Genomic DNA, 22744 nt, shown 5'->3' on the forward strand with positions numbered 1-22744 from the left:
CGAGGGGCCGCCCGGCCCGGGGTGGGGCCGGGACGGCTGTGACGGTGTGCGTTCGGGTGGTGCCTGGTTGTGACCGCCTGTGGCCGTCAGGGAGCCCGGTAGCGGATCGGTGGACCGTCCGGGCCCAGGCGGCGGGCAGGGCGCGGAGAGGGGCGCTCAGGGGCGTGCGCGGGGTCTATCCGTGGCGGGCCGGTCGTGCGTCGCGGCTGGTGGGCGGGGCGTCGACGGGCACCCATCGCATGACGGTCTCGGGCCGCTGCTCGACCTCGACGGTGGCGATGGCGTCGCCGTGCCAGCCGTGATCGTCCGGGCCGGGGCCGGTCTCGTAGTCCCCGGCGTCGACCGGGGCCTCGTACTGAACGCCGTACATACGGCCGTCGTCGGCGCGGAACACGCACCGGCGCGACTGGCTGTACTTCAGCGTGCACAGCGCCTCGTCCAGCAGGACGGTGTCGCCGTCGACGTCGCCGGGGCGGTCCGGCGGCACGCCGTACGCGGCGAGTTCGGCGCGGGTGAACGTGCGGTTGCTCATCTCGGTGTTCCTTGCGGTAGAGGGTGGGGGTGCACGGCCGCCCTGATTCGGACAGGGCGGCCGTGCGTCGTCACGAGCGGGCCGAGGCGTCGGTGAAGCCGAAGGCCTCGCCGAACACCCGGACCTTGGGCGCGCCGTACTCGGGGTACTCGGCGGCGTCCATCGCGGCCACGACGTCGTCGCGGCCGGCGAGCCAGGCGTATTCGCGGAGCTTGATCACGGACCGGTCGGCGGAGATGCCGCGCTGGTCGGCGATCTTGTCCAGGGCGAACAGGTAGTAGGCGCGGGCCGCGGACTCCAGGGCGGCGGCGTCGGACCGGGCGTCTGCCCAGTCCTGTTCGGTCGTCTCCGCCTTGAGGAACGGGCGGACGGCGTCGAATTCCAGGTACGGCAGCAGGACCTCCAGGGTCCAGCCGAACGGGTCGGCCGGGTTGGTGGCGCTGGCGCGGGCGGTGATCTCTTCGGCGGTGCGGGTCAGTTGCATCGGGTCTCCTCGGTTGGGGTGGTGCTCGGGTTGGGGTGGGGCTTGGCCGGTCGCGTGCGGTGGCCGAGGGCCAGGGCACGGGTGACGGCGTGGCCGCCGTACTGCTGGGTGGCGGCCTGTTCCCCACGGGCGTCGATCGCGGCGAGCACGACGGCGGCCGTGGGAGGTTCGAGGGAGCGGGCCGGGGCCGGGCGGCGGGTGCGGCACAGCAGGCACGTGCCGCCTCCGGCCGGGTCGACCGGCCCGCCGGGGTGGCGGGTGCACCGGTTGGCGGCGGCGTTGCCTCGTGCAGCGGCGACCAGCGCGCGGGCGCGGTCCAGCTCAGTGGCGATGTGCGCGAGCGTCGCGTCGGTGACGTCGCGCTGTGTGGTGAAGGCGCCCAGCTTCCGCAGCGCGGCGCCGAGCTCGGGCAGGAGGTCGCGGTTCACGTCGGGTCCCCGTCCTTGCGGGCGGCCTTGTCGGCGCGGGCTCGGGCGAGTGCGGCGGCGTGTGTGCGGTCCTGGTCGGCGCGGCGGTGCACGAGGATCGGGCTGTCCAGCACCGGGGGGTGCTGGGCGGCGGGCTCGCGCCACTCGGCGGCCTCGGGCGGCGAGGGTTCGCGGGCGGTCTCGACGCTGCGGCGCGGTCGGTTGATCTCGGCGGTGGCGCCGGTGAGGGGTTGGCCGTGGATCTCGCGGGCCTTGACCTGGCCGATGCGGCGGCGGGAGTTGCACAGCAGACACACGCCCCACCCCTCGGGCGCCTCGGGGTCGACGGGGCCATGGGGGTGCTCGCGGCACCCGGTGCGTGAGGCGCGGGACGCCAGGGCGGCGGCGATCCAATACGCCTCGTGCAACGCCTCCATGACCTCGGCAAAGTCGTCGGTGTCGGAGGTGAGTTCCAGGTGATAGGCCAGGTCGTTCGCGGTCGCCATGCGGGCACGGAGATCCGTCAGGCCGACGACGCGGCCCGCGGGTACGCGGTAGGTCTTCTGTCGGGTCATCGCAGGTCCTCGAACTGGGCGGTCTTGGCGGCGGCGTGGTCGGCGCGCCACTGGCGGTACTCGTCGTTGGGGGCCGTGGGCATGTACGGGTCGGCGTCGTCCTGGTTGTCCGGCTCGTCGACCGCGGGGATTCCGAGGAGGAAGGCCGCGCCCCGGTCGAGTTCGGCGCGGCACAGGCCGCACAGCCGGTCGTCGGGGACGTTGCCGGGGAACGGCCGGTCGCACACGTCGCACTGCTCGCGGTCGCGGTATAGGCGCGGCGGCCGGTGCGTCGGCACCACGCGCCCGGCCTTTCGGTCTCGCTTGCGGCGGGCGACGCGCTCCGAGCACGGGGTGCACGGCTGGCCGGTGAGCACGTGCATGCCGTCCTCGCACTCCGGGGCGGGGCAGTACGGCGTCGGCCGCAGCAGTTCCTCCACCACGCCGATCGGCGACCGCAGGACGCCGTCGAAGTGGTCGCGCTCGTAGCCGTACGAGATCCAGCGGCGCGCGGCCCGTTCGGCAAGCTGCTCCGGGGTCCGGGTCTGCAACGCCTGGGCGGTCACCTGGCGGTTCACGTTGGGCAGGTGGCCGTGCGGGAGGATCACCGCCAGCGCGGCCCGCAGCGGGGCGGGGAGAAGCGCCTCCGTGGCGTAAATCCGGTGCCGGACGTCCGCCGGGAACGGGTTCGGCTTCCGGCCGCCGCGCGGCCCTGGCACCTTCCCCCTCGGAGCGTCGGCGACCGGGCCGCCGTCGTGCCCCTGCTCACTCTCAGCAGCAACGGGATCAGGTGTTTCCGTCGCGGCGGAGCCGTTGAATTCGTCTCGCGCGCTACTACCTGTAGTGGTCCTACGGACGTCATCGGCGCTACGCGCCGGAGGCGCTGCCTGGTCTTCTGTCTTCTTGATCTTCTTAGAGTTGGTCTTCTTAGGTGGGGGATCTGCCCACGTAGGTTCGGCCAACGTAGGGAAATCCGACGTTGGGCCCGACGTGCTGTTTTCCGGCGTGTCGGGCTCGTCGGACTCTTCGGCCGGCCAGGGCGCAGCCTCTTGCAGGTCCAGGCCTTCCGGCATGTCCGAGACGAGGTACACGGCTTCGCCGAGACGCCCCGTCTCCAGGTCGCGCTCACGCCTGCGGTGCAGGTAGCCGTACCTCTCCAGTTCGGCGAGGGCCGCCCGGATCGCGTCCCGCCCCTCCGGGCCGCCTTCGATCAGTCGCTCGATCGACACGCCGTAGCCGTCGCGGTGCGACAGCAGTTCCACGAGCAACCCGCGCGCACGGCGGCTCAGGCGCCGGTCCCGCACCGCGGCGTTGAACACCTGGGTGAAGTTCCGGCCGAGCACGTCGGCCGCGATCGGCCCGCGTTTGATGCGGGCGGCCCGGCTCACCAGGCACCCCCGCAGATGCCCCGCGACGGCGCGGCGCGCACGTCGCGGCCCGTCCCCATGGCCGTGAGCAGCTGGGGTCCCTGGTGTGGGTCCCACGTCACTGCGTCGGTGGTCACGGCGCTCTCTTCTCTCGCGTCGGTCGGTCGGACAAGGGGCTGCGCCTCATCGGAAGGCGCGCAGGCACGGCAAGTTCGCTGGATCAGCGACGCCGGGCGTCCGTGATCTGCACCCTGCCGGAATCTTTAAAGATTGGCAAGAATGGTCAGTATGGAAAAACTGGTCATGTCTTACACTCTGACCATGCCTGCTGAGCCTGAGCCCCACATCGCCGAGGACGGCGTCCAGGAAGTGCCGCTGACCATCGCTCGCCGTCTGCTCACGACCCTCATCGAGCAGGCGCGGGAAAGGCAGTTGGTGAGTGCCTTCACGGTGCGCAAGCGACGGCGCGCCTACCTGGTGACGCCCGAGTTCTACGACCGCGCGGTTCTCGCCTTCAGCCAGACCTCGCCGACAGCCGGCGGCCAGCGGGACGCCTGATCTCCGCCTCACGCCGCGCCGTCCTCGGGGAGCACGGCCACGCCGACATGCCCGGCCGCCGGTTCGTCGCGCCGCGGGGTGAAGTCCATGACGCGCCCGATCTCCTCGATGAGCGACGCCGTCGAGTAGCAGTCCACGCACAGCGCCCGCACCAACGCGTCCCGGCGCGAGCGGTGCGCGAACAGGTGCCGGTCCCGGCGGCACACCAGGCACCGGCCCACGGCGCGGCCACCGGCTCATGACCGGCCCTCGTGCCACGACGTCTTGGACCGGAACACCGTGCCCGCCTCGGCAAGCAGCTGGTGCACGGTGCCGTATGCCCGCCCGTCTTCCTCGACCAGGTCGCGGATGCTCGCGCCCGCGTCGTACTTCTTCCGCAGCGCCGCCGCGTGCGCCTCGCGCTCCGCGCCCTCCAGCCGGGGCGTGTAGTGGCGGGTCACTGGGCCACCACCTCGTCAGCGATGAGGCTGATGCTGGCGACCGCACCGAGCAGCGTGCAGGCGGCGGCCAGGACCTCGCTCCGGCCGCGCTCCCACATCACCGCGAACAACGTCCGGGTCATCGTGCTGTCGGCGTTGGCGTGCGCGACGAGGAACCAGATCGACCACAGCAACAGCGGGTCGTCGGTGTGGCCGCCCGGCGCCCACAACTCGCCGGCCGCCGGGTCCGGCTTCACGCCGCCGTGCGCGCGGACCGTCGCCACCGTCCCGGCCTCGGCCATCGCCTTGCACACCCGGTAGGAGTCCGGCTCGGTCAGGTACGGGAACGCGTCCCGCAAGATGTCCACCGCGGTCCCGCACCGGTCGTGCTTGGCCGCATACAGGGCGTCCTCGACCAGCAACGTCAAGGGCGAGTCGTCGTACATGAAGGTCACTCCGTGCATGAGGTGATCAGCGAAAAAGGGCTTGGGAGGGGCCGCGCGCCGGCGTCAGGGAGGGGCGGCAGCGCGCGGCCCCGTGGCCCGGCCCGGGGCGACTGGCAGTGCGCCGGGGCCGGGCCGGTCAGGGGGTCACCGGGCGGCGTTGTGCATGTCCCGCGTCCGCTTGGCGCTCTCGGCCCGCCGGAACTCCGCATCGGTCGGATACGCCGCGAAGTCCTCATCGAGCAGCAGCGCGGCCTGCCTCGGGCCGCCGCCGACTTCGTCGAGCGTTCCGTCCATCCGGCGCGCCCGCCACATCGCGGCCTTGGCGCGCAACAGCGCGTCCTCTTCCTGCTTGGTCTGTGCCGGCTCGGCCGCGGTGACCCGCAACTTCACCCGAGGCGGCTTGTCCTCGCTCTCGGCGTGGCCGGTGTAACTGACGCTGGTCAGCTCCATGATCGCCACGACCGTCCGCCCCGGGTACTCGAACAAGTCCCGGCGCTGGGCCAGCGTCAGCACGTGCTCGAACAGCGAGGCGGCGCTGTCGAGACGGACCTCGATCTCGGAGTCAGCGGGCAACTTCGGCATCCGTGATGTCCTTCCGGTAGGCATCGGCCAGAGCGGGCGAAGACGGCCGCCCTGGGGGTCGGTGGGGGGCGCCGGGCCGGGTCATGCCGCCCCGCTTTCCGCGGCGGCGGCAGCGGCCTTCTTGGCGGCGCGCCGCGCGGCCTGCCGCAACCGGTTCGCCTCGCGGCACTCGTCGTCCACCGGCTCACCGCGCTTGATATGCCGGTCGTACGCGGCCTGTGTCCCGCATGGCTTGACCTGGCGTTCCATCCGCACCGGCTTGACGCCCTGGTGGCGCCGGTCGGCCGCGCTCGTCCCGCCCCACACGCCGTACTCGACGCCGACCTGCATGGCCCACGCCCGGCACTCGGCCTCGACTGGGCACGTCGCACAGACCGCCTTGGCGTCGCGGGCCTGCTGGCCCCCCGAGTGCTCGGGGAAAAACAGCTCGGGGTCCTCGTCGGCGCACGCGGCTTGCAACCGCCAATGCGTGGTCGCGCTCATCCCAACCTCCCCGCGTCATAGGTCGAGGTCACGGACCGCAGACGGGTGGCGAGCTTGAGTTCGGCGCACACCTTGCACGACGGCCGCCCGTCGTCATCCCGCAGGTGAACAGGGTTGTGGCAGTGTCTGCACGGCTTCGGCGTCCAGGACCAGTGCGCGGGGCTGCGCCAGTCCAGTAGCAGCGTTGGACAGTTCGTCACAGCTCGCTCACGCCCCAGTCGGGCCAGCGCTCCCCGGGCTCCAGGCCACGCAGGATCAGCACAGCCTGGCCGTGCTTGACCTTCCGCCCCAACCGCATGTCCGGGCCGTCGACCCGGGTGTGGTCGTCGTCCTCCAACACGCCAGCGTCCACGACGCCATCGAGCATCGCTTTGAACGTCGGGTACCAGTTCGCCGGGTCACGTCGGCCCTTGGTCGCCGGCCGCAACACCCCAAGGACGTGAGCACGGTGGAACACCGGCCCCGGCCGGGCCGCGTCCAACGCCGCCGCCAGCTCGCGCGACTCGACCACCGCCGCGGCGGCAGCCTCGCGCAGATCAGCGGTGATCACACCCTTGGGCCGATGGTGAAGTCGCTCGTTCGCGTTGAGCAGCCGCATCCCCGGCGGCAACTCGATGACGTACAACGGCCCGTTTCCGCCACGCCCCGCGGGGGCCGCCGGCCCGGCCGGAGCCGGGTCGGCGGGAACGACGCGGGGCGCCGCCGCGCCCGGCCGGGTGGCCGGGGCGGCGGGCTCCACATCGAACAGGGCGAGAGCGCCGGTCACGTCACCACGTCCCGCGCCGCGAGGTACTTCCGGCCCGCCTCGGTCACCAGCAGACTCGCGCCGTCCGTCGTGACGTACCGCCACGTCTGAAGCAGTTGCAGCGCGTTGCGGCTGAAATCCTCCGCCGCCCCGGCCGCGACGCTGCGCAACAGGAACTCCGCAGTGCCCGCGAGGGGACGTTCCACGGCGTGGCGCTCGGCCCGCAGCAGGGCCGCCGCGTGCGAGGCGGTCCCCGGCGTGGTGTCGGCCGAACACGGGCACCCCCGCACCAGCACTTTGGCCTCGGCGTTGGCGAATCCCTCGCACTCGAACGGGTGGGCACGGCCCTTCTCGCACAACCGGGCCGTACAGCACGAACAGTCGGGGCACTCGATCTGAGCAGGCCGAAGGTGCTCGGCGTTCATGGCCGGATAGGTCACGACCGCTTACCCCCGCCCGCGCCTGCCGCTGTCTCGGCGTCGGGCAGGCGCCGCATGGCGTACGCGAGATCCGGCCCGAACCCGGCCTTGACGATCACCTCGTGCAGCGTCGACGTCGGCGCCTGGCGGGCGATGTGCTCGGCGAGCGCGCTCATGAGCACGGCCTGTCGCTGGGCGGTACGGGCGTTGCGCCCGGTCGCCTCCGCCACGGTTCCCCGCAACAGGTCGATCTGCCGCGCCCGCGAGAACGCCAGCCGTTCCAGCCGGTCGTTGTCGGCCCGCAGCCGCAACCATCGCCGGATCACGCGGGCACCCCCTCGGCCCGGAACGGCACGAGCGGCCAGTCCCGCAGCACGCCGGCCGCGCGGTGCTCCTTGCCCGGAGTCCGGGCGAAGTACGCGGCCCGGTCGTCGGCCAGGACGCGCGCCCAATCGGCTTGCCGGTCGTGCAGGAACTCCGGCGTCGCGGTGCCGATCACGGGCTCGCGCTTGACGATCGCGCGGACGACGTCGACGGCCGCGACCGCGTCGGCCGCCGCGTCGTGCGCCTTGCCCAACGGCACGCGGTAGTGGCGGCACAGGTCTTCCAGCGTGCGGCCACCGCGCCGGTACCGGTCCAACTTGCGGTCCAACACCCACGGGTCGACTACCCACAGCCGGTCGCCGACCAGGTCGACCAACGGCGTGATCCCGTGGCGGCGTGCCTCGCGGTCCAACACGGTGAAGTCATAAGTCGCGTTCATCGCCACCACCGGCACGCCCTCATCGGCGTACGTGGCCAGCAGCGCCACCAGTTCCCCGACGACTTCCTCGGGCGAGATGCCCTCGGCCCGCGCCCGTTCCGTGGTGTACCCGTGGAGCTTCGCGGCCCCGGCCGGGATCTCCACCCCCGGGTCGGCCACCCACGTCACCGGCCGCGCCGGGATCGGGCCACGGTCGACCAGCGCGGCCGTCACGATCCGCGCCGACTCCACGTCAACGCCGGTCGTCTCCAGGTCGAACCCGGCCAGGTGCTCGTGCCACGCGCCCCTCACGCGATACCCCCCACCGGGACCTCCAGCAGATCCGCGATGCCGGCCAGCGAGCGCAGCCCCTCCAGGTGCGCCAGCTCCCCGGCGTGCCACCCTTCGGCCACAGCGGCGGCGTCCAGGCTCCGCACCGAGTGCGACCCGCCCCGCGCCGACCGCAGCTCCACCCCGGCAACCGTGATCGGCCGGGTGCGATCACCCACGATCGCCCGCGTCGACCCGGCCTCCGTGAGCTGGCCGAGCAAGGCCTTGGTGTACGCCGGGCGCACCGTCACCGTCGTGACGGTGTTGTGCGGCACGTGCTTGGCCGCCCACTTCGAGAACCGGGCCTCATCCGTCACGACGGCCGCAGGCTTGGACGGCTCCGAGCGCGAGATCACCGCGACCTTCCGGCCGCCCATCATCGCGTCGACCCGGCCGACGCCGGTCTTCTGCAGCTCGGCCCGCAGCTGCTTGTTCACCTCGGCCCGACGCTCGGTGACCAGCTTCAGCCGGGCCTTGACCATCTCCTCGATGGCCTTCAACGCGGCCTCTTCGAGTGCGAGTTCTTGCAGGTTCATCGCGCTTCTCCTCGGTGCCGGGGCCGCCCGCCGCGCACGGGGGCGGCCCCAAGTCGGTGCAGTGGTCAGGCGGCGGTGCCGCGCAGCTCTTCGGTCAGGCGGCGGATCGAGTCGGCCGACGCGTCGTCCAGCGGCAACCCCCACCGCGCGAAGGCCTCGGCGTCGATGTCCGCGATGCCTCGGTCCGCGGCGGCGGCCGTCAGCTCCTTCACGGCCGCCGCGTGGTCGCTGTCCGCGTACGCCTCGCCGCCCGCATCCCCGTCCGGAGCCGGACCGCCGGGGGGCGGTGACGCCCACGGGTCGGTACCGGGCTCAGCCGCCCACGACGCACCGGGCGCGGCGTCCCACCCGGGGGCGGGCTCGCCGTCGACGTCCTCTCCACCCGCCACCGGCCCGGACACGTCGCCGGACACGTCCGGGGCGGACACTGGGGGTGCGGACACGTCCGGCGCGGACGTGTCCCCCCACGGTGACCTGGTGTCCTGCGGCCCGGCGTCCGCCGTGTCCGCCCCGGCGTCCGCCGTGTCCGCCGGGGCGTCCGGCAGGGCGGACGCGTCAGCGCCCGTGTCCGCCGGGTGTCCGGCCACGGTGTCCGTGTCCGCCGGAGCACCCACGGCCGGGTCGGCGGGCGGGGCCACCTTGGGCTTGGTCCGCGCGACGGCCGCCAGCTCGTCCAGGTACGGCCGCGCCGCCCCGGCCTTGCTCGCCTCACGCCGGATGCCCCATGCCGTCGCCGCGTCCGGCGCGTCCCGGATCTCCGCCAGGAAGTCCCGCTGCGGGGCCTCGGCTTCCGACGGCGGTTCACCCCCTGCGGCGGGGGCCGGGGCCGAGGTCTGCGGCGCGCTGGCCGGCGCGGGCACCGCCGCCTCGTCGCCGCCCTCGTACCGGATCTCGTACGGCGCGGCGTACCGCACCACCGGTCGGATCGACCCCTGGTCGTACAACGACAGCCCGAACTGGTCGCCCAAGTTCACCGCCGCCCGCTTGAGCGACTGGGAGTCGGCTTCCTTCACCGCGTTGTCGTGCGCTTCGGCCAACGACGCGACGTTGAGCGCCGCCCCGGTCGCTACGCCGTCGTGCGACGACAGCGGCGCCCCATGGATGTCCTTGACCGTGAGGCGCTGGTGCACCCGGTAGATCACCGAGAACGAACGCGGGCCGTGCGGCCCGGCCGGAACGGTGCCCTCGCGGACGACGTCCACCGCCAAGATCTCGGTGTCGAACCCGCCGAACCCGAACACCCGCAGCAGGGTCCGGCGCACGTCCCACTGCTGGAGGTGAGAGAACCCCTCGGGGGTCTTGCTCACCCGGTCCCATGCCAGCGCGCCGAACAGCTCGTGCAGCTGCCGGTCGGTCAGTCGCCGGGAAAGCCCAGGATGGGCCGTCTGCGTCATCACGGCCGCCGCGTCGGGTGTCGGGTCGGCGGGGGCGGCCGGGGCCGCCTGTGCCGTCTTCGCGGCCCGCTTCGCCGGTGTCTTCGCCGCCGCCTTGCGGGCGGTCTTCGGGGCGGTCATGCCCGCGCCTCCCAACTCGACAGCGCGGCGTCGAACTCGCCGGCCTCGGACCACCGGACCTCGCTGGACAGCGGGTCGAACCCGTCGAGCAACAGGGCAACGCACGTGGCCACGGCCGCCGGAGACGCCGCTCGGTCCAGGTCCAGGGCGCCGCCGGAGTGCGGCGCGTCGTGCTTCCACCCGTCCAGGTGCGACCACTGGACCGTCACGTCCGGCCACTCGAACCGGGCCAGCAGCTCGCGGCCGTCCGTCGACGTCGCCTCGACCCGGGCCGGGGGCTGCCCGGCCGCCGCGAGCGTGGCGTGGACCGCGTCCACGTACCGCAGGTGCGGGTAACCCGTGGTGGTCATCGGCCCTCACCGCCGCGTGCGATCAGGCGGGTGATCGCGCCCGGGGCCGTCCCGGTTACCGCGTCGTCCAACGACCGCGTCCACACCTGCCGCGCGTGGTCGGCGTCGGTGTCGATCCAGTCCCACCCTTCGGTGTGCGCCTCGCTGCGGGCGAAGTCGTCGCACAGCTCGCGCGCCGCTTCCTTGGTGGCGAACAGCTCGGGCTCGGCGCCCTCGTACTCCGCCAGCCACCACGACGACCCCGGCCCGGCCGACAACCGCGCCTCCGCCTCGGCCAGCCGGATGCGCAGCTCCCGGTTCTTCTCCTCGGCCTCCCGGCACCGCTTCGACCACGCCGTGATCGACTCGTCCCGACGGCCGACCTCGCCGGCCAGCTCCTCGACCCGCGCCCGCGCCCGGTCCCGGTCGGCCATCAGCACCCGCGACACCGGGTCACGCCGCGCCCGATGGGTGAACCACGCCCCGTTCAGGGCGTCGCGGTTCTCGTCCACCTCCAGCCACGCCGCCACGGCGGCGCGGGCCTCGGCCGAGGCGGTGTCCGACACCCACCCGCCGGACGCCTTGACCGCCGCGTCCAGCACGTCGTTCCACTCGGCGTCGCGTAGCTCCTCGTACCGGCCGACGTCCAGCAGGTACGACACCCGCGCCACGTCCGGAATCTCCGCGATCACCTGGCACTGCTGCTCGCCCGGGTGCGCGAGGTCGTACGACCCGCGCCGGACCTGCACGTTGAGCGTCATGCCGCGCCCGCCTCTCGCTGCGACGGGAGCGCCACGACGACCCCGTTGTTGGCCTCGACCGCCGCCTCACGGGCGAGTCGCTGTACGTCTTCCGCCGACAGCGCCACCACGGGCGCGTTCATGTGCGCGGTGCTCTCGATGTCCGCGACCAGCTCGTCAACCACCCGGCCTTCGCAGTCGTCCGGGTCGCGCACCTCGTGGATCAGTGCGTCGAGCGCGTTGCGCACGTGGGAGTCGGGGTCGTCCCGCAGCGCGGCCGCAAGCTGCGTCAAGGTGTCGCGGCGGATGCGTTCGGCCTTGAGCGCCGCGCGCCGTCCCAGGACGCCGGGGATGATCTCGGGGCGGCTCACTGGTCCTCACCGCCGACCGGCCGCATCGGCGCGCCGAAGGTGGCTTCCAGCTCCGCGCGGGTCGACATGACCCACGACGGGCACGACGCCGGGGCGCCGTCGATGTAGTACACGGGCTCGCCCGCACGGTCGGTGTCCGACCGGTGCCAGACGGTTCCCTTGGGGTCCAACAGGTCCCCGTCTCGCCGGGGCTGGGTAGGCTGTGGAGTCACGTGCCTGCCTCGCTTTCTGCGTGTCTCGGTAGGTGCTCCAAGGGGTCGCCCGGCCGGCTAGCTGGGGCGGCCCCGCGGTTTGGGTCAGATGGCGCCCGGAGCGTCGGCGAGCTGGAGTGCTCGCAGGACGTCGGCGCGGTTGACCTTCCGGCTGCGGCCGACCGTGAAGGTCGGCACCGGCAAGTCCTTCTCGGCCAACAGGCGGTAGTACGTCGCGGGGCTGATCCCCCACACCGCGCAGATGGTCCGCTCCGCCGGGAGGACCGCTGGCAGGGCCCGAATTTCCTCGGGCGTCAGCGTCCGGCGCTTTACGGCGGTCCCGGTCGTCACGCCGGTTCCCGGGCCGGGTCCGGCGCGACGACCGGGACCGCCGTGGGCCTCACGGTCGGCAACAGGTCGTTGACCTCCAGCCCGTACGCCCGCGCCAGCTTCAGCAAGGTCCCCGCAGATGGGGATCCCTTGCCATGGCGCAGCCGGAACAGAACGGATTGAGACAACCCGGTGCGCTTCGACATCGCGTACCGGCTGCGGTCGCCGCACGCGGCCGCAGCTTCTTCAAGTCGGTCCCACTGGATCACTGCGGGGTCCACGACATGCACTTCCTTCCTTGGAAGGTGACAGGGCTTCCTTCCTGCGAAGGAGAGTACAGACCTCTGTTACTTCCCGCAAAGGAAGTTTCACACGCCGGCGTGTCTCAGTTGTCCATGTCTGAAAGAAGTAGGGGCGTCCACCCGTGCTTCCTAGGGCGGAAGCAAAGCGCTACCTTGGGCCCTATGAGCACCGGCGAGCACCGCACCCAAGGCGACGACACCGACGCCCGCGCCCGCCGGGCGCGGAAGTTCGGCGAGGTCACCACCACCGCTGCACGGGCGGCCGGCTGACGACGTCGACCGCCCCCGCGGCGGCGGCAAGAAGAAGCTCGCCGATGCGGCCGGCATGTCCTTCGCCTCCACCAGCCGCATGCTCGCGGGCAAGGCCGTCCCCGACCCCGAGTTCTTCCCCGGGCTCGCGAAAGCTTTGGGGATACCGCTGCGGCAGCTGCTGATCGAGGCCGAACTCGCCACTGCCGAAACCCTCATCCCCGACACGCCCCCCGCGACCGCATGCCGCTAACCGAGGCCGCCGCCCGCATCGGCCTCCGCAACCCCACCAACGTCCGCCTGTTCGTCGCCTTCGCCCAAAGCCTCCTGGCCGAAGAGCACAACCCCCCTGACCGACAACGGGCCGCGCTGCCCGGAAAGGACTGACCGTGGTCCAGGCTCGACGCGCCGGAAGCGTCTCCCGCCGCTGCGAGTGCCGCGGCCCCGACGGCAAACGCCTCAGCCAGAACTGCCCCGACCTCGCTAAACGCACCCACGGGACCTACCAAGTCCGCCAGGAACTACCCCCGGATGCCGAGGGCCACCGCCGCACCTTCCGCCGTACCGGCTACACCACCGTCACCAAGGCGAACAGCGACCTGGCCAACGTCCAGGCCGTCCTCGACCTGGCGCAAGAAGACGAGGCCGACCTGCAGCGCGTCGGCGACTTCCTCGCCGCCATCTCCCGCGACCGCAGCAAGGCGATCCCCGCGCCGGCCGACGTCGCCAAGAAGCTCGGCCTGGGCGTGCCGCTCGACGGCAAGATGACCGTGGCCCAGTGGCTCGACCGCTGGCTCGGCCGCAAGAAGACCCGCGCCACGACCAACCACGGCTACCGCTCCCACGTCGAGTACCACCTCAAGCCGCGCATCGGTCACTACCGCCTGGACCGCCTCAGCGTCGGCCACCTCGTCGCGATGTTCGACGCCATCGCCGACGACTCGGACGTGATCCGCGCCGAGAACCGCGCGCGCCGCGAGCAGGAAGCACGGTGCCGGTGGACCCTGCCCGGCCGCCCGCCGGCCAGCCAGGCCGAGCGCCTGAAGGCCGAGCGGGAGAAGCTGGCCGCGATGCCGCCCTACCGCAAGACCAATGGCCACGCGACCCGCCAGGCGATCCGCCGCACCCTGCGCACCGCGCTCAACGCCGCCATCTCCGAGCAACTGATCACCTTCAACGCCGCAGCCCACGTCGAACTCACCGCCTCCCCCGCCCCAAGGGCCTGCTGTGGACGGACGAGCGCGTCGCACGCTGGCGCAAGACCGGCGAGATCCCCGGCAGCGTCATGGTGTGGACCCCCGCCCAGCTCGGCAGGTTCCTCGACGCCGCCGAGTCGCACAGGCTGTACGTCGGCTTCCACCTCATCTCCCACCACGGCCTGCGCCGCGGCGAGGGCTGCGGACAAGGCTGGGACGACACCCACCTCAACGCCAAGCCCCCGCGGTTGGACGTGCTCCGTGAGCTGGTGGTCGACGGATACACGCCGATCGAGACCGCGCCCAAGACCGACAGCTCGATGGCCGCCGTCGTCATCGACCGCGGCACCGTGGCAGTCCTGCGCGAGCACAAGAAGCGCCAGAACGCGGAGCGCAAGGCGTGGAACGCCGAGGCCGCCGAGCGCCGCGCCCGCGGAGAGGAAGCCCACGACTGGATCGAGACGGGCAAGATCCTCACCGCCCAAGACGGAAGCTGGCTGCACCCCGACGTGCTCAGCCGGGAATTCGTGAAGCTCTACGAACAGGCCGACCTGCCGCCGATCAACCTCCGCGACCTGCGCCATGTCGCAGCGGCATTGGTAAAGGCTGGCGGTGGCGATATTCACGATGCGAAGGCGAAACTCAGGCACGCCAATATCGCATTGACCTCGAATACGTATATGTCGCTGTTCGAGGAATACGAGGAGGATCTGGCGGAGCGGTCGGCGGCGGCCGTACCTCGGGCGGGGAAGAAGACGCCCGGCCCCGAGGACACGCCCGAGGAGGCGGAGGAAGCCGTACAGGACGGCGAGGACGGCGCCGAGGGCGCCGAGGAGAGCGCAGCGTGAGGCGATCTGGGACCATCGTTGAGGCCCTGCTGACCTGCGAGTTGAGGGGCCGTCTGCTCGCCCGGTGCTCGCCCGAGAGCGTGAAAGTCACTGAGAGTTGCCGAGAGTCGGCGGGAGGAACGGCGCTCCGCGCGGACTCCCAAAGACCCGCTGACCAGGGCTAATGAGAGCGCGTGAGAGTAGCTGATAGAATGTGACAACGCAAGAAAGTACGCGGGCCGTTAGCTCAATTGGCAGAGCAGTGGACTTTTAATCCATTGGTTGTGGGTTCGAGTCCCACAGGGCCTACCTACTGGAGCCCTGGTCAGGGCACATCTGACCAGGGCTCCGGGTCATTTATAAACGTATACATGACCGTGCTCGCTCACTGCTCGCTCATCTGCACACCACCCACCGGCCCATGATGCCCCGCCGGACGCCCCCTCACCCTCCCTCTACCGCTCCGCATAGCTCCGCCCACCTCTCACCCGCCATCCCTCACCGGGGTGAAATGCCCCTTTACTGTCCACCCGGATTGTCCTCACACTGGCGACTCTGCTCGTCGCGGTTGGCTGTGCTCTCGGCTTCATCGGCCTCCATCCCGCCGTACAGAACCCCGCCCTGGTCCGCCTCGGCATCCTTCTGGAGCTGAGTTCCCTGCCACCTTGGATCGCCATTCTGGGCTGGCACAACCGGCAGGTCAGCGACGCTCAGCTGCGCGACGCCCGACTGTCCGGCTACGCCACCGCCATGGGCCAGAAGCGCGAAGACCTCCGGATCAGCGCCGACATCGTCATCCGCGTCCCACAGCAAGGCCGGCGCAAGCCGCGCTTCCCGTGGGCCACCAAGACCGCTCCCGCCTCGCCGACGGCCCCGGACCCCAACAGCTCCCCGGAGCGCCATACGCCCCCGCGGGGGCCCTCCCGCATTTCCCCTACGCTCGCTTCGGCCGCGCACACACCGCCGGGCGGCAGCGCCCGCTCCGTCCAGGCGCTCCCGGAACCGCCGCGGCGCGTCCGGGGTGATGGTGGCCAGCGCGACCATGCTGCTCATGATCACGTCGCACAGCTCGGCCTCGACGTCCTCCCACGTATGGCTGTGGCCCCTGCACTGGTTGGCGTTGACGGCGCCCATCGTCGCCTGCGCGACCTCCCCGACCTTTTCCTGCACCTTGAGCAGCCGCAGTAGCAGCGCCTGGTCCGGCGTCGCGTTGTCCTTCTCGTCCAGCCAGACCTTCAGCCGTTCAATCGTTGCCCAAGTGCCCTGCTCGCGGTCCGGTTCGGGGTCATGCGGGAGTGGCTCTTTGCGACGGGTTCGACGGACCGCGGTAGTGGCTGTTACCGACCCCGGCGAGTGCGGCAGACGTGATCTGCTCGGAGGCCGCGGCCGGGGAGGCGCCGCCGGCGTCGATGACGAGGACGGGCACGCCCATGCCGCGCAGCAGCTCCGCTGCTGCCCCGTACAGCGCGACGTTCCGGGCCGGGAAGGACGGGTCGCGGTTGAAGCGGTGCGTCGCGCCGCGACCAAGTTCGCTTTCCGGCGGCTGTCGTCGGCTAGGTACGGTCTTGCGGCAGGAAGCGCCGGTCCAGGGACAGGGCGTTGATGTCGGGCTCAGCCAGTGCCGGCGCGTGGCGTCATCCGGCTCGATGCCCTCGGCGACGGTGCCGAGCTCCGGTCCCGCCACCGGTCCCCGGCAGCTCGGTGCGCCGGTTGACGCCGTCCAGCAGGGCGGCTACGCGGGTCTCGCCCTCGCTCACACCCAGATTCCGGGAGAAGTAGCCGAGAGGTACCGCAGGTCACGGGGTTGGGTGCGACACCCGTCCGTCAGGCCCCTGCGCCGGCCCCTGGCCGAGGACCAGCACCATGGCCGCGTGATCGGTCAGGCCGAGCTTCACCGGCCCATGCTCGTACGCGCGCAGGCGCACCAGAGCCTCATGCCGCGCGGTGACGAAGGCGTAGGCAGGTGCGTCTCCGGCCTGGCCGGCGGTGAGGACGAACGGCAGCGGCCGACACCGGCCGTCGGCCGCGAAGTGGATCTTCGTGGTCAGTCCGCCGCGGGACCGGCCGATGGCGTGGTCGTCCGGCTCGCCGGCCGGGGCGGGCCCCGGCAGCGTGCTGGTGCGCGCGCACGATGGTGGAGTCGACGGACACGACCCAGCTGATGTCTTCGTCCGCGTCGGCCTGGGCCATCAAGGCAGTGAACACCCGCTCCCACGTGCCGTCGACGGCCCCATCCGCGGCCGGTTGAAGACGCCTCGCCAGTTGCCGTACTTCTCCGGCAGGTGCGCCCACTCGGTAGCGGTCCGGGACTTGAAGGCGATTGCGTCGAGCACCTCACGATGGTCATGCCAGCGGCCACCCCGCTTCGGCGTCCGGTCCGGGAGCAACGGCTCGATCCTCGCCCACTGCGCATCAGTCAACGACACACCCGGACCAACGACCGGCTGACTCATACGAAACCGCCTAGCGGTCAGGGGCACCAACCTTCCCCGATAGGCGGAGTCCCCAAGTCGACCAGGCCACCGCCATAGACGGTCTGCGCGCAGAAGTTGACCGGCGTTGTCGGGGTGGGCGGCGTGCAGTTCAGGCCGGCGTATGTACCGGGGGGAGCCACGATTCCCAAGAGCCCAAGGAGAAGTGATATCGCTGGGGTGTCGGTCGTTCCTACCGAGGCGCAATGCACGGGTGTGGAGGTCGCGGCGTGCGCGGGAGCGGCGATAGCCACAGTTCCCGCGAGAGCCAGGGCACCAGCGCAGGCCAGCGGTGTGAGACGGGCGAGAACGGTTGTCATGGTGCTCCTGTCCACGAGGGTGGCCGAAGACGAAATGGTCTTCTCCGGTTGCCCCAACCTCCATGTAGGAGCAACCGGACGACAGGGCGCAGGGGCGGCGTACTTGTGCTCCGCGGGGGCGCTCACGGCGCACTCAGGGAGCCACGGCGACGGCGTGGACGGTGACCCCGGTGCGGCCACGCCAGGGCCGAAAACGCTGATCCCGAGCACAGTGACGCCCGTGGTGACCAGGACCTCGAACGTCGTCGCCGCCGGGTCGTAGGCCGCGCCGTCCCCGGCGGAGAAGCACGTCCAGACGTCGGCGCACTCACGTCCCGTAGACGTCGTACGGGTCCGCGCTCGTGCCGGTACCGGTCAGGGTGAGGTTGACAGTGAAGGTGTCGGTGACGCCGGGCGGCGTGCGCTCTGTTAGTGCGGACGATGGGGGCAGTGAGGCGAAGAGCCCCGCCGGACGACGGGAGTTTGCAGAAAGACCGGGTACCGCAGGCACTGGACGGAACAGCAGAGTGCGTGATCATCCGATATACACTCCGCCGAAACGTGCCACTGCGCGGTTTGTTGACCGTCGTGCGCGACCACCAGGCGCTGGGCCGAGAGATGGTGAGGACCGCTGGTGAATGACCCGATCATTGTTGTGGGAGCCGGTCCGGTCGGACTGACCGTCGCGGGTGAGCTGGCGCGCCGGGGCGTGCCCGTGCGGGTCATCGATAAGCTGGAGGAGCCGACCGATGAGTCGCGGGCGATCCTTGTGCACGCACGGAGTCTGGAGATGTTCGAGACGATCGGGGTGGTCGAGGAACTCATCGCGGCGGGCGTCCGTACCGACGCGATGGAACTGCGCTCCGAAGGGCGGACGGTCGCTCGCGTCGGCTTCGGCGTGGTGGACAGTCCGTTCCCGTACTCGGTGACCATCGCACAGACCGATACCGAGCGGATCCTCACCGAGGCGCTGGCGCGGCACGGCGTCACGGTGGACCGGGGTGTCACCCTGACTGGGCTCGACCAGGACGCTTCGGGGGTCCGGGCGCGGGTGCGGCGACCTGACGGGTCCGAGGATGTGCTCGCCGGCTCGTGGCTGGTGGGCGCGGACGGCGCGCACAGCGACGTGCGGCACCTGGTCGGCAGCGCGCTGGCCGGGTCGTTCACGGGTGAACGGTTCCTGATGGGCGACGTGCACGCGGCCCACGACCTCGATCCGCACACCATGTACACGTACTTCTCGCGGCACGACGGTCCCCTGCTGGCCTTCCCGATGAAGGGTGACCGGATGCGGCTGATCGCGCAGGTCCCGTCGGACGCAGTGGGCCCGGCGACTCAGGAGTGGCTGCAGGAGGTCGTCGACCAGCGCTCCGACCGGCGCCTGCGGATCAAGGACTCCCTGTGGCTCACGACCTTCGAGGTCCACCACGCGCAGGTGCCGCAGTACCGTGTGGGGCGGGTGTTCCTGGCCGGGGACGCCGCGCACGTGCACAGTCCGGCGGGCGGTCAGGGCATGAACACCGGCACGCAGGACGCGTTCAACCTCGGATGGAAACTCGCACTCGCGGCCGGCACCCAGGCAGCCGAAGGGCGGGCTCTGCTGGACAGTTACCACGCGGAACGCCACCCGGTCGGCGCCAAGGTGATCGAGTTCACCACCGACCTCACCCGCGTCGGAGCCTTCACCAGCCCGGTCGCGCAGAAACTTCGCAACGGAGCGATGCACGCGATGACCGCACTCGCACCGGTGCGCCTGGCGCTGGCGGACAAAGTCGAGGAGACCGCGCTTTCGTACCGGGACAGTCCGCTCGTCGTCCCCTCCGGCGACCGTGCACATCTGGCCGCCGGCGATCACCTGCCCACCCACCACCCCGGAGTGCGCGCCGCACTCGCAGACGGGAAGGACCACGTGCTGCTCACCCTTGCACCCGGCAGCGAGACCCCGGCGGCAGCCGCGTCGGGCTTCCGGCAGATCCTCGTCACCGCCGACGACGCGGAGCGTGACGGCTACGACACCGTGGTTGCCGACCCGGCCGCTGTCGTCGCCATCCACCTCGGGCTGACGGGCGGCGGACGCGTCCTGGTCCGGCCGGACGGCTACGTCGGGGCGGTCATCACCCTCGGCAACGACGCACCGCTGCGGGTGTACGAAGCGCTGTTGCTGTCGTAGGCCGCAGGCCGAAGGGCTGCTCTTCAGCGGAGCCGTCGCCGGGGAGCGCGGTCGGCTGCGCCGCGTCCGAGCTGACGATGCAGGGGTTGGTCGGGCTGCCGTTGCCGTCAACCGTGATGCCAGGACCGGCGGCCACGGCGCACGTGCAGCCGTTCGCGCCGCAGCACTTGGCCATGGGGGGCGCGAGAATGCTGCTGCTCGCCGACATCGTTCCCCCGCCCCGCGGGGGCGCCACCCCATGAGGCCCACCCCAGCCGGCCCGGAAGCCTGGAACGCCTACCTCGCCGAGGGCAACGCCATGCAGGCCCGCAAGCGCGTCTCCGCGGACGTCCTGCTGCGCGACGAGGAGGGCCGCGTACTGCTGGTCAAGCCGACGTACAAACCGGGCTGGGACCTGCCCGGCGGCATGGCCGAGGCCAACGAGTCGCCCGACGACGCCGCCCGCCGCGAGCTGAAGGAGGAACTCGGCCTCGATGCCGTCCTGCGCGGCCTCCTCGTGGTGGACTGGGTTCCGCCGCACGGTCCCTGGGACGACCAACTCGCCTTCATCTTCGACGGCGGCACGCTCACGTCGATTCAGGCCGCCGGGCTGCGGCCGCAGGACGGTGAGCTCGCCGAGGCGCGATTCGTCCCGCCCGATCAGGCGGCCGACGCCCTCCGCGAGCGCCTGCGGAAGCGCCTCCGCGCCGCACTGTCCTCGTGCGCGGACTCGATCCCCCGATACCTGAACGACGGCAGAAGCTGAAATCGGCGTCGTCCCAGGCGCCCGACCGGCGCTTACGGGCTCCCGGCGGGCCGACACTCTCCTCCACCGACCGCACTCCGAGAGGAAGCCGAACCCTTGACCGTCCTCGCCGTCACCGGCCATATGGATCTCACCGTGGACTCGGTGAGCTTGGTCCGAGAGGCGCTGCGCGAGGTGGTGGCGCGGTACCGCGGCCCCGAACTCGTCGGTGTCTCCTGCCTGGCAGCGGGTGCGGACACCCTCTTCGCGGAAGAAGTCCTAGCGGCCGGGGGCGAGTTGGTCGCGGTCATTCCGTCCCGCGACTACCGGGCGGAGAAAGTGAAGCCCGACCACGCTCCCGCGTTCGACCGTTTGGTGCGGGATGCCACCGAGGTGGTGACCGCGCCGTTCACCACGGCCGGGCGAGAGGCATACGAAGCGGCGAACCGCGTGCTCCTGGACCGCGCGGACCGCTTGGTCGCCGTGTGGAACGGCCAACCGCCGGGCGGCAAGGGCGGCGGCACCACTGACGTGGCCCTGCGAGCGCGCGCGGCAGCCATTCCGGTGGACGTGGTGTGGCCGCCCGGCGCCGAGCGCGCCGCGGCGTAGGACGCCTGCACGTGGGCATCCGGGACCTGACCGCTTGCGCCCCCAGAGCGCCGCGCCCGCGGGTCAGGTGGTGATGAATGCGCGGACAGGGCGTTGCTCCCCCGTGCCGGTGCAGGCGCGGCATGTGGTCCCGCGTTGAAGCCCAGTCCCGGTGCAGGGCTCGCACGCCGAGGATTGAGCTGCGGCCTGCGCCCGGCGGAAGCGGGCAAGCGTCCGCGCGTGGCGCGGGTCGGTCCACTCGGTCATGAGCGCCTCCTTCGTCACCGGCAGGCTACGCCGCCCCGTCACCGCCCGAGGTGCAGTGCGACGCACAGCCACCCGGGTTGATGGGGCCGCAGCCGCCCGGCTTGGGAGTGTGGGAGCAGTCGGCCGCGACGCCCACGATCATCTCCAGGGGGCGGGTCCACAGCTCCAGGTCGGGGGCGTGGCCGGCTTCACGAATGAGGGCGAGGGTGCGGTCCATGACGCCGTCCTTGTGCCGGGTGGGGTCCGGCCGCTCGGGGTAGTGGTGCACGAACCGTCCAAGGCGTTCGCACAGGCGGGCGTAGAGGGCCGTGTGCAGGATGAGGGCGTGCCAGCCCTCGTCGACGGTCCGGGACGGGGAGAGGTACACCCCGGGGTTGCGCGCCGCGGCGGTGACGTAGGCCAGGGCGTCGATGACGATCCGCTCGGCGGTCGCCTGTTCCATGCCCGGGTTGTTGCCCAGGACGGTGGCGCTGACGTCGGCCATCTCATGGTTGGTGAGTAAGCCTCGGACATCGATGAGGGTCGCGTTCACGAGTGGTGCCTTCCAGTCGTTAGGGCGTGGCCACCGCGCGCCGACGCTGAGGCGTTCAGTGCTCACAACGAGAGCGCCCCCATCGTGTGAGCAGTCGGGGCGCTTCTCTGCCGACGCTACGAGCAATGCGCGCACGCCAACTAGTCGTGTGCAGATTTGTGCTTGATATGCGGTCACACCTCATGGGTGCCGTAGACGCGCCTTGACGCTGCCTCCCAGAGGAGCGACAGTGCTGCACACAACTGCACGCCCATCTAAGGGGAGATCGACGTGTCACTACGATTCATCGGCATCGACCCCAACACCGGCGACGAGGAAAGTCCCACCGTGTGGGTGGACGAAGAAAAGCTCGACATCGTCTTCCAGGGCTGGGAGGACGAGGCGACGTCCGCGGAGGCCGGTGCCTTCACTGTTCCGGGGCATGCCGTCGGTGTCCCGGCGGGCGAGGCCGTGATCCGTATCCCGGCCCGTATGGTGCCGATGATCAGGGAGGCGTGTGATGTCGTCGAGCAGCGTGCCCGGCTTCGCTGAACTTCTCAGCCAGGCCCAGCACTCCGCCGTGCACCTGGAGATGCGCGACGCCTACTCCGTCGACCGCGAGAGGGAGAGCTTCGCCAGGTGGCGGGCGGGACACCGGCTCGACCCGGACGACCGCGCCTCGTGGTGGCGGCCGTGGCTCGACCTGATCTCCGAGACCGTGGCCCGCAACGTTGTCGTCCGCCGGGCGCGCATCGTGTCCGAGCCCGTCAGCGAGTACATCCGCTACGAGCACTCGGGGACCTTCACCAACGTCGCCGCAGGCGAACAGGTCCGTTGGCTGCCCCGGCGCCGCGCCTCCGACATCGCCCTGCCAGGAAACGACTTCTGGCTGTTCGATGGCGCCCTCGTGCGCTGGAACCACTTCACCGGTGATGGCGCATCCGCCGGCCCCGAACTCACCGACGCCCCCGCCGCAGTCAAGCTCTGCGCGACCGCCTTCGAGTCAGTGTGGGAAAGAGCCGTCCCGCACGACCAGTACGAGATCCACTAGCCAGGAGCAC

At 71.5% G+C, this 22744-nt stretch carries 36 protein-coding genes and 1 tRNA gene; 10 read left to right on the plus strand and 27 right to left on the minus strand.

The features are described 5' to 3' along the window. Positions 1-175: 175 nt before the first annotated feature. The 5 genes from VSR01_RS16540 to VSR01_RS16560 all read right to left on the minus strand — a co-directional run bounded on the left by VSR01_RS16540 (position 176) and on the right by VSR01_RS16560 (position 3365). Entirely contained in the window at positions 176-532 is a 357-nt protein-coding gene (locus VSR01_RS16540) for a hypothetical protein (RefSeq protein ID WP_326449980.1), read from the minus strand. A 70-nt stretch (positions 533-602) separates the two neighbouring features. After that, entirely contained in the window at positions 603-1016 is a 414-nt protein-coding gene (locus VSR01_RS16545; RefSeq protein WP_326449981.1) for a hypothetical protein, read from the minus strand. Continuing rightward, positions 1007-1444 (minus strand): hypothetical protein, encoded by a 438-nt coding sequence (locus tag VSR01_RS16550; protein ID WP_326449982.1) that lies wholly within the window; start codon positions 1442-1444, stop codon positions 1007-1009. Before VSR01_RS16550 ends, VSR01_RS16545 begins: the two co-directional genes overlap by 10 nt. Then, positions 1441-1998, minus strand: a complete 558-nt coding sequence (locus tag VSR01_RS16555; protein WP_326449983.1) for a hypothetical protein — start codon at positions 1996-1998, stop codon at positions 1441-1443. Before VSR01_RS16555 ends, VSR01_RS16550 begins: the two co-directional genes overlap by 4 nt. Next, positions 1995-3365 (minus strand): hypothetical protein, encoded by a 1371-nt coding sequence (locus VSR01_RS16560; RefSeq protein WP_326449984.1) that lies wholly within the window; start codon positions 3363-3365, stop codon positions 1995-1997. Before VSR01_RS16560 ends, VSR01_RS16555 begins: the two co-directional genes overlap by 4 nt. Before the next feature lie 300 nt (positions 3366-3665). Between VSR01_RS16560 and VSR01_RS16565 the strand changes: the two genes are divergently transcribed. Then, positions 3666-3902: a hypothetical protein gene (locus tag VSR01_RS16565; protein ID WP_326449985.1), complete on the plus strand. Its 237-nt coding sequence runs from the start codon at positions 3666-3668 to the stop codon at positions 3900-3902. An 8-nt stretch (positions 3903-3910) separates the two neighbouring features. Here VSR01_RS16565 and VSR01_RS16570 read toward each other — a convergent pair whose 3' ends face one another. The 17 genes from VSR01_RS16570 to VSR01_RS16650 form a co-directional block, all read right to left on the minus strand. Next, on the minus strand, positions 3911-4123 hold the full coding sequence (locus tag VSR01_RS16570) for a hypothetical protein (RefSeq protein WP_326449986.1): 213 nt from the start codon (positions 4121-4123) through the stop codon (positions 3911-3913). A gap of 15 nt (positions 4124-4138) precedes the next feature. Continuing rightward, a complete protein-coding gene (locus VSR01_RS16575) occupies positions 4139-4342 on the minus strand; it encodes a helix-turn-helix domain-containing protein (RefSeq protein ID WP_326449987.1) in 204 nt (67 codons plus the stop codon). Further along, positions 4339-4785, minus strand: a complete 447-nt coding sequence (locus VSR01_RS16580) for a hypothetical protein (RefSeq protein WP_326449988.1) — start codon at positions 4783-4785, stop codon at positions 4339-4341. Before VSR01_RS16580 ends, VSR01_RS16575 begins: the two co-directional genes overlap by 4 nt. 126 nt (positions 4786-4911) lie before the next feature. After that, positions 4912-5349: a hypothetical protein gene (locus tag VSR01_RS16585; RefSeq protein WP_326449989.1), complete on the minus strand. Its 438-nt coding sequence runs from the start codon at positions 5347-5349 to the stop codon at positions 4912-4914. Between the two features lie 81 nt (positions 5350-5430). After that, complete coding sequence (locus tag VSR01_RS16590; protein WP_326449990.1) at positions 5431-5832, minus strand: WhiB family transcriptional regulator; 402 nt, start codon at positions 5830-5832, stop codon at positions 5431-5433. Positions 5833-6028: 196 nt separating this feature from the next. Continuing rightward, complete coding sequence (locus VSR01_RS16595) at positions 6029-6598, minus strand: hypothetical protein (RefSeq protein ID WP_326449991.1); 570 nt, start codon at positions 6596-6598, stop codon at positions 6029-6031. Further along, complete coding sequence (locus VSR01_RS16600) at positions 6595-7017, minus strand: hypothetical protein (RefSeq protein ID WP_326449992.1); 423 nt, start codon at positions 7015-7017, stop codon at positions 6595-6597. The genes VSR01_RS16595 and VSR01_RS16600 overlap by 4 nt, the downstream gene beginning before the upstream one ends. Next, entirely contained in the window at positions 7014-7322 is a 309-nt protein-coding gene (locus tag VSR01_RS16605) for a hypothetical protein (RefSeq protein WP_326449993.1), read from the minus strand. Before VSR01_RS16605 ends, VSR01_RS16600 begins: the two co-directional genes overlap by 4 nt. Then, positions 7319-8050, minus strand: a complete 732-nt coding sequence (locus VSR01_RS16610) for an exonuclease domain-containing protein (RefSeq protein WP_326449994.1) — start codon at positions 8048-8050, stop codon at positions 7319-7321. The genes VSR01_RS16605 and VSR01_RS16610 overlap by 4 nt, the downstream gene beginning before the upstream one ends. Continuing rightward, the gene (locus VSR01_RS16615) at positions 8047-8604 is read right to left on the minus strand and encodes a hypothetical protein (RefSeq protein WP_326449995.1); all 558 of its coding nucleotides are present in this window, start codon (positions 8602-8604) and stop codon (positions 8047-8049) included. The genes VSR01_RS16610 and VSR01_RS16615 overlap by 4 nt, the downstream gene beginning before the upstream one ends. A 65-nt stretch (positions 8605-8669) precedes the next feature. Then, positions 8670-10118, minus strand: coding sequence for a Rad52/Rad22 family DNA repair protein (locus tag VSR01_RS16620; RefSeq protein ID WP_326449996.1), 1449 nt, complete (start codon positions 10116-10118; stop codon positions 8670-8672). Beyond that, positions 10115-10468 carry a hypothetical protein gene (locus VSR01_RS16625; protein WP_326449997.1) on the minus strand — a complete coding sequence of 118 codons (354 nt, stop codon included), beginning with the start codon at positions 10466-10468 and terminating at the stop codon, positions 10115-10117. Before VSR01_RS16625 ends, VSR01_RS16620 begins: the two co-directional genes overlap by 4 nt. Next, entirely contained in the window at positions 10465-11208 is a 744-nt protein-coding gene (locus tag VSR01_RS16630; RefSeq protein ID WP_326449998.1) for a hypothetical protein, read from the minus strand. The genes VSR01_RS16625 and VSR01_RS16630 overlap by 4 nt, the downstream gene beginning before the upstream one ends. After that, positions 11205-11558, minus strand: a complete 354-nt coding sequence (locus VSR01_RS16635) for a hypothetical protein (RefSeq protein WP_326449999.1) — start codon at positions 11556-11558, stop codon at positions 11205-11207. Before VSR01_RS16635 ends, VSR01_RS16630 begins: the two co-directional genes overlap by 4 nt. Next, positions 11555-11728, minus strand: a complete 174-nt coding sequence (locus VSR01_RS16640) for a hypothetical protein (RefSeq protein WP_326450000.1) — start codon at positions 11726-11728, stop codon at positions 11555-11557. The genes VSR01_RS16635 and VSR01_RS16640 overlap by 4 nt, the downstream gene beginning before the upstream one ends. 126 nt (positions 11729-11854) lie before the next feature. Further along, positions 11855-12100, minus strand: a complete 246-nt coding sequence (locus tag VSR01_RS16645) for a DNA-binding protein (RefSeq protein ID WP_326450001.1) — start codon at positions 12098-12100, stop codon at positions 11855-11857. Next, positions 12097-12360, minus strand: coding sequence for a helix-turn-helix domain-containing protein (locus tag VSR01_RS16650; protein WP_326450002.1), 264 nt, complete (start codon positions 12358-12360; stop codon positions 12097-12099). The genes VSR01_RS16645 and VSR01_RS16650 overlap by 4 nt, the downstream gene beginning before the upstream one ends. Before the next feature lie 346 nt (positions 12361-12706). Here VSR01_RS16650 and VSR01_RS16655 point away from each other — a divergent pair, with 346 nt between their 5' ends. Then, entirely contained in the window at positions 12707-12883 is a 177-nt protein-coding gene (locus VSR01_RS16655) for a hypothetical protein (RefSeq protein ID WP_326450003.1), read from the plus strand. Continuing rightward, positions 12874-13017: a hypothetical protein gene (locus VSR01_RS16660; protein ID WP_326450004.1), complete on the plus strand. Its 144-nt coding sequence runs from the start codon at positions 12874-12876 to the stop codon at positions 13015-13017. Before VSR01_RS16655 ends, VSR01_RS16660 begins: the two co-directional genes overlap by 10 nt. Positions 13018-13151: 134 nt before the next feature. Here VSR01_RS16660 and VSR01_RS16665 read toward each other — a convergent pair whose 3' ends face one another. Then, a complete protein-coding gene (locus VSR01_RS16665) occupies positions 13152-13793 on the minus strand; it encodes a hypothetical protein (RefSeq protein WP_326450005.1) in 642 nt (213 codons plus the stop codon). A 122-nt stretch (positions 13794-13915) separates the two neighbouring features. Here VSR01_RS16665 and VSR01_RS16670 point away from each other — a divergent pair, with 122 nt between their 5' ends. Continuing rightward, positions 13916-14674: a tyrosine-type recombinase/integrase gene (locus VSR01_RS16670; protein ID WP_326450006.1), complete on the plus strand. Its 759-nt coding sequence runs from the start codon at positions 13916-13918 to the stop codon at positions 14672-14674. A 215-nt stretch (positions 14675-14889) separates the two neighbouring features. Beyond that, positions 14890-14962, plus strand: a tRNA-Lys gene (locus VSR01_RS16675). Positions 14963-15172: 210 nt separating this feature from the next. On the opposite strand, the gene VSR01_RS16680 is transcribed toward VSR01_RS16675, so the two are convergent. From VSR01_RS16680 to VSR01_RS37790, 3 genes are all read right to left on the minus strand, one after another. After that, positions 15173-15823 (minus strand): MazG-like family protein, encoded by a 651-nt coding sequence (locus VSR01_RS16680; protein WP_326450007.1) that lies wholly within the window; start codon positions 15821-15823, stop codon positions 15173-15175. A 115-nt stretch (positions 15824-15938) separates the two neighbouring features. Further along, positions 15939-16337 carry a hypothetical protein gene (locus VSR01_RS16685; protein WP_326450008.1) on the minus strand — a complete coding sequence of 133 codons (399 nt, stop codon included), beginning with the start codon at positions 16335-16337 and terminating at the stop codon, positions 15939-15941. 505 nt (positions 16338-16842) lie between these two features. Then, positions 16843-17508 (minus strand): transposase, encoded by a 666-nt coding sequence (locus VSR01_RS37790; RefSeq protein ID WP_442785479.1) that lies wholly within the window; start codon positions 17506-17508, stop codon positions 16843-16845. A 549-nt stretch (positions 17509-18057) separates the two neighbouring features. Here VSR01_RS37790 and VSR01_RS16690 point away from each other — a divergent pair. From VSR01_RS16690 to VSR01_RS16700, 3 genes are all read left to right on the plus strand, one after another. Further along, positions 18058-19593: an FAD-dependent monooxygenase gene (locus VSR01_RS16690; RefSeq protein ID WP_326450009.1), complete on the plus strand. Its 1536-nt coding sequence runs from the start codon at positions 18058-18060 to the stop codon at positions 19591-19593. Positions 19594-19831: 238 nt separating this feature from the next. After that, entirely contained in the window at positions 19832-20338 is a 507-nt protein-coding gene (locus VSR01_RS16695; RefSeq protein WP_326450010.1) for an NUDIX hydrolase, read from the plus strand. 96 nt (positions 20339-20434) lie between these two features. After that, positions 20435-20926 carry a hypothetical protein gene (locus tag VSR01_RS16700; RefSeq protein ID WP_326450011.1) on the plus strand — a complete coding sequence of 164 codons (492 nt, stop codon included), beginning with the start codon at positions 20435-20437 and terminating at the stop codon, positions 20924-20926. 271 nt (positions 20927-21197) lie between these two features. On the opposite strand, the gene VSR01_RS16705 is transcribed toward VSR01_RS16700, so the two are convergent. After that, positions 21198-21656 carry a glycine-rich domain-containing protein gene (locus VSR01_RS16705; protein ID WP_326450012.1) on the minus strand — a complete coding sequence of 153 codons (459 nt, stop codon included), beginning with the start codon at positions 21654-21656 and terminating at the stop codon, positions 21198-21200. A 318-nt stretch (positions 21657-21974) separates the two neighbouring features. On the opposite strand from VSR01_RS16705, the gene VSR01_RS16710 reads away from it, so the two are divergent. Next, positions 21975-22235, plus strand: a complete 261-nt coding sequence (locus VSR01_RS16710; protein WP_326450013.1) for a hypothetical protein — start codon at positions 21975-21977, stop codon at positions 22233-22235. Then, a complete protein-coding gene (locus VSR01_RS16715; protein WP_326450014.1) occupies positions 22204-22734 on the plus strand; it encodes a DUF6879 family protein in 531 nt (176 codons plus the stop codon). The genes VSR01_RS16710 and VSR01_RS16715 overlap by 32 nt, the downstream gene beginning before the upstream one ends. The last annotated feature ends 10 nt before the right edge of the window (positions 22735-22744 follow it).

Source organism: Actinacidiphila sp. DG2A-62 (genome assembly GCF_035825295.1).
GTDB lineage: Bacteria > Actinomycetota > Actinomycetes > Streptomycetales > Streptomycetaceae > Actinacidiphila.

Coding starts and splice junctions, on each gene's coding strand:
- VSR01_RS16585 (WP_326449989.1), bottom strand. CDS start 5,349: ATGCCGAAGTTGCCCGCTGACTCCGAGATCGAGGTCCGTCTCGACAGC.
- VSR01_RS37790 (WP_442785479.1), bottom strand. CDS start 17,508: ATGGAGGTTGGGGCAACCGGAGAAGACCATTTCGTCTTCGGCCACCCT.
- VSR01_RS16580 (WP_326449988.1), bottom strand. CDS start 4,785: ATGCACGGAGTGACCTTCATGTACGACGACTCGCCCTTGACGTTGCTG.
- VSR01_RS16630 (WP_326449998.1), bottom strand. CDS start 11,208: ATGACGCTCAACGTGCAGGTCCGGCGCGGGTCGTACGACCTCGCGCAC.
- VSR01_RS16695 (WP_326450010.1), top strand. CDS start 19,832: ATGAGGCCCACCCCAGCCGGCCCGGAAGCCTGGAACGCCTACCTCGCC.
- VSR01_RS16705 (WP_326450012.1), bottom strand. CDS start 21,656: ATGGCCGACGTCAGCGCCACCGTCCTGGGCAACAACCCGGGCATGGAA.
- VSR01_RS16670 (WP_326450006.1), top strand. CDS start 13,916: ATGGTGTGGACCCCCGCCCAGCTCGGCAGGTTCCTCGACGCCGCCGAG.
- VSR01_RS16625 (WP_326449997.1), bottom strand. CDS start 10,468: ATGACCACCACGGGTTACCCGCACCTGCGGTACGTGGACGCGGTCCAC.
- VSR01_RS16620 (WP_326449996.1), bottom strand. CDS start 10,118: ATGACCGCCCCGAAGACCGCCCGCAAGGCGGCGGCGAAGACACCGGCG.
- VSR01_RS16590 (WP_326449990.1), bottom strand. CDS start 5,832: ATGAGCGCGACCACGCATTGGCGGTTGCAAGCCGCGTGCGCCGACGAG.
- VSR01_RS16555 (WP_326449983.1), bottom strand. CDS start 1,998: ATGACCCGACAGAAGACCTACCGCGTACCCGCGGGCCGCGTCGTCGGC.
- VSR01_RS16540 (WP_326449980.1), bottom strand. CDS start 532: ATGAGCAACCGCACGTTCACCCGCGCCGAACTCGCCGCGTACGGCGTG.
- VSR01_RS16565 (WP_326449985.1), top strand. CDS start 3,666: ATGCCTGCTGAGCCTGAGCCCCACATCGCCGAGGACGGCGTCCAGGAA.
- VSR01_RS16545 (WP_326449981.1), bottom strand. CDS start 1,016: ATGCAACTGACCCGCACCGCCGAAGAGATCACCGCCCGCGCCAGCGCC.
- VSR01_RS16655 (WP_326450003.1), top strand. CDS start 12,707: ATGTCCTTCGCCTCCACCAGCCGCATGCTCGCGGGCAAGGCCGTCCCC.
- VSR01_RS16715 (WP_326450014.1), top strand. CDS start 22,204: ATGTCGTCGAGCAGCGTGCCCGGCTTCGCTGAACTTCTCAGCCAGGCC.
- VSR01_RS16660 (WP_326450004.1), top strand. CDS start 12,874: ATGCCGCTAACCGAGGCCGCCGCCCGCATCGGCCTCCGCAACCCCACC.
- VSR01_RS16615 (WP_326449995.1), bottom strand. CDS start 8,604: ATGAACCTGCAAGAACTCGCACTCGAAGAGGCCGCGTTGAAGGCCATC.